At 65.0% G+C, this 3061-nt stretch carries 3 protein-coding genes; 1 reads left to right on the top strand and 2 read right to left on the bottom strand.

Going from position 1 to position 3061, the window contains the following annotated elements; all coding sequences use genetic code 11:
• Together QOC89_RS05625 and QOC89_RS05620 are read right to left on the bottom strand one after the other, a co-directional pair.
• Window positions 1-1152: hypothetical protein (locus QOC89_RS05625; RefSeq protein WP_323044125.1), on the bottom strand; the 1152-nt coding region annotated here is incomplete at its 3' end.
• A gap of 255 nt (window positions 1153-1407) precedes the next feature.
• The gene (locus QOC89_RS05620) at window positions 1408-1578 is read right to left on the bottom strand and encodes a rubredoxin (RefSeq protein ID WP_006047743.1); all 171 of its coding nucleotides are present in this window, start codon (window positions 1576-1578) and stop codon (window positions 1408-1410) included.
• A 378-nt stretch (window positions 1579-1956) separates the two neighbouring features.
• Here QOC89_RS05620 and QOC89_RS05615 point away from each other — a divergent pair, with 378 nt between their 5' ends.
• Window positions 1957-2817: a hydroxymethylpyrimidine/phosphomethylpyrimidine kinase gene (locus QOC89_RS05615; protein WP_323044124.1), complete on the top strand. Its 861-nt coding sequence runs from the start codon at window positions 1957-1959 to the stop codon at window positions 2815-2817.
• The last annotated feature ends 244 nt before the right edge of the window (window positions 2818-3061 follow it).

Genomic DNA, 3061 nt, shown 5'->3' with positions numbered 1-3061 from the left:
GGCGGCGGCGCCGAGCCGATAGGCCGCGTCGCCCGCCTGCAGTGCTTCGCTCGGATCCGCTTTCTCGGGCTGATCGGCCGCGCGGGCATGGTCCGTCAACGCCGAAATCGAGGCATCCGCGGTTTGCAGAAAATCCTCGTAGGCGTTCGCGTTGACTGTCAACACACCCAGTTCGCGCGTCAGGGCGATGCGGGTCGCGCTGATCGCTTGCGCCTCCATCGCGCCGGCTTCCCAAAGCATTTCCGATGCCTGGGTGCCCGCCACGTGCCAATCGACCGTCAAACCATAGTCGTGCAGCACCTCGACCTGGTCGGCATCTTCCGCCGCCGCGCCGAACAACGCATAGTCGCGCCACAGCAGCGCGAGCGTCGCGCGCACCAGCGAACGCGGCGCGCGCTCGATGCCACGCGCGTGATCCGCCAGCGCGAGGTTACAGCGCGCATAGAAACGCCGTGCGTCGGCTTCTCCCGTGGCGCGGCCGCTGACGCGCAGCGCCTTGGTACAGGCTTTGGCGAGCCGCCAGAAATCGTAGGGGTCCGGGCCGGAGAGTTCGGTGAGAACGGCGTCCAGTTCATCCAGCGCGGCGTTCGTGAAAGCGAGCGCGGCGCCGCTGCTATCAGGCTGCGCGCGCAACACCGGCAACAGCGCGCGTTCATAACGCGCCCGCAAATGGGCCAGTCGATCCGCGGATTGACTGTGCAGCGATACCGGGGGCACCGGGCGAGCATTGAGTGCGAGATCTTCGAACGCGACGGTCGAGCCGGGCGTGTGCTCCGACAGATGGATACAGAGCGCGCGATAGTGATTGAACAGCGTGGGCGAGCAGGACAGCTCGCGCAGATTGTGACGCTCGAGTGCCGTACGGAAATCACGCAATGCCGCGCCGAACACGGGCCGGGCACTATCCGCGGCAACCGGATCGCCCTCGGCTAACGGCGACAACCGCACCAGCGCGTCCGCGAAGCGCTGCGCGCTCAGCCAGCCGGCCTCGCGCAATGCGTGCGACGCACGCAGCAACGCCGAGGTGCTCTCGCTGTGCTGCTCGAATGCCAACAGCGCCTCGGCCAGCGCCAGCTCCGCCGGACGGACGGCGCCGCCGCGCGGATTCGGCAAGGCGTCGAAGGAATCGGGTGCAGCGGATCGAAGAGTCATGGGCAGGCGACAGGAAGCTGACGGGCCGCCGCTCAAGGTCGCACGAGAGACTGATCGACTAACGCGCGAACGAGCGACAGGACAATGACAGACTACCGCTGCGACACGGCGCAACCTGGAGGTTCCGCGTCGACGCGTTGGGGCTGCGTTCCGGGCACATGCAGCGTTCGATACGGCGGACGCCGCCTGCGAAATGCCGCGCCGCAGGCACCCGGCATGACGACCGGCCGGATCGCGCCCGTGGCCCCAGGAACCTTAGATCTGGACCATCTCGAAGTCTTCCTTGCGCGCTCCGCATTCCGGGCAGGTCCAGTTAATGGGAACGTCCTCCCAGCGGGTGCCCGGCGCAATACCTTCGTCCGGCAAACCGGCTTCTTCGTCGTAAATCCAGCCGCAAATCAGGCACATCCAGCTTTGATATTCCATTCTTGTGTCGCGTCGTAGAGTCCGTGGAAACGGGAGCCATGATGGTACCGTGTTGCCGCCCCAATGCCTAGCAATCAGAAACGCCGAATCGCAACGTGCAGCGGCCTCGGGCGATGCGGGCCGAGTCGGTTTGCGCCGTACTTGCGGCGCAGTGCCGCGGCGTGGCTGCCCCGGTCGTGCGCGGCGCTCGCAGCGGGTCTGGCGCTTTTTTGCCGATGGCGGCCGCCCATGCCGACGCGCGACTGCCAATGACACGGGTCTTGCTTGCAGCAACGCTCCGGAGAATGCGAAAAACCGCCCTCATAATGGTTTAGGCCGCATAATTGAGCCGATTGCGCACCCTCTGCGCCTAAATACAGCTCCTTTTTGTAAATCTTCATGCCCAGCGACACGCCTCCGATCGTCCTCACCTTCGGCCTTTCCGATCCCACCGGTGGCTCCGGCCTGCAAGCCGATCTGTTGACCCTTGCCAGCATGGGCTGCCACGGCGTCTCCGTGCTAACGGGCTATACCGTGCGTGACTCGGCAAGCTGCGACGAAGTCACCGGGCTCGACCCTGAAGTCGTCGCGACTCAAGCTCGAATGCTGCTCGAAGATATGCCGATCGCCGCTTTCAAGGTCGGCGCCTGCACACGCGCGGAAGTCGTGAGCGCGATTGCAGAGGTCGTCGCCGATTACGACGACATCCCGCTGATCCTCGCCCCCGATTTCACGCTCGACGACGAACACGTGCTCGCCGCCGACGAACTGCGCGAAGCGATCGCCGACCTGCTGGCGCCGCAAACCACCTTGCTGGTCGCCGATTCGGCCACCCTGCTCGCGCTCGCCCAGCCGGACGGCGATGCCGAAGCGCCGAGCCTCGACGCGGCGATCTCGCATCTGCTGTCACAAGGCTGCGAATACATTCTGTCGACGGAAACCGGCACGCACCGGCTCGTCAATACGCTGTTCAGCGAAGACGGCCAACTGCGCCAGGATATGTGGGACCGCGGCAGCCATCGGATCATGGGCATCACGGATACGCTCGGTGCCGCGATTGCCGCGTTGCTGGCGAACGGTCAAGAGCCGGCGGAAGCCGTGCGCGAAGCGCAGGAGTATCTGTATCAGGCGGTGCGCAACGCATTCCGGCCCGGAATGGGCGCGTATATGCCGGACCGCTTCTTCTGGGCCCGCAGCAGCGACGATGAAACGCCGCCGACTGCCGGCAAAGACGCGGCGCCGGGCGAAGCCCGGCATTGAGGATTGGTGCGTGAGGTAGCGCGCGCCCATGAACAGCGCCCATAAACAGCATCCATAAATAGCACGCACAAACAGCGCCCACACAAGCGCCCATAAAAAAACCCGCATCTCTGCGGGTTTTTCTTTTGGAAAGCGCGCCTGGCGGCGCGCTCCCCCATGTGTTTCGAACTGAGCCTCCAATAAGAGAGGCCCAACCGAAATTACATGTCCATGCCCATGCCGCCCATGCCGCCGGGCATACCGC

Source organism: Paraburkholderia sp. (assembly GCF_034668105.1).
GTDB lineage: Bacteria > Pseudomonadota > Gammaproteobacteria > Burkholderiales > Burkholderiaceae > Paraburkholderia.
Note: the sequence above shows the minus strand (reverse complement) of the source record. Positions and strands in the feature narration are given on the sequence as shown.

What these genes read in the sequence shown, in the direction of transcription:
- QOC89_RS05620 (WP_006047743.1), bottom strand. Translation starts at nt 1,578, where the DNA reads ATGGAATATCAAAGCTGGATGTGCCTGATTTGCGGCTGGATTTACGAC.
- QOC89_RS05615 (WP_323044124.1), top strand. Translation starts at nt 1,957, where the DNA reads ATGCCCAGCGACACGCCTCCGATCGTCCTCACCTTCGGCCTTTCCGAT.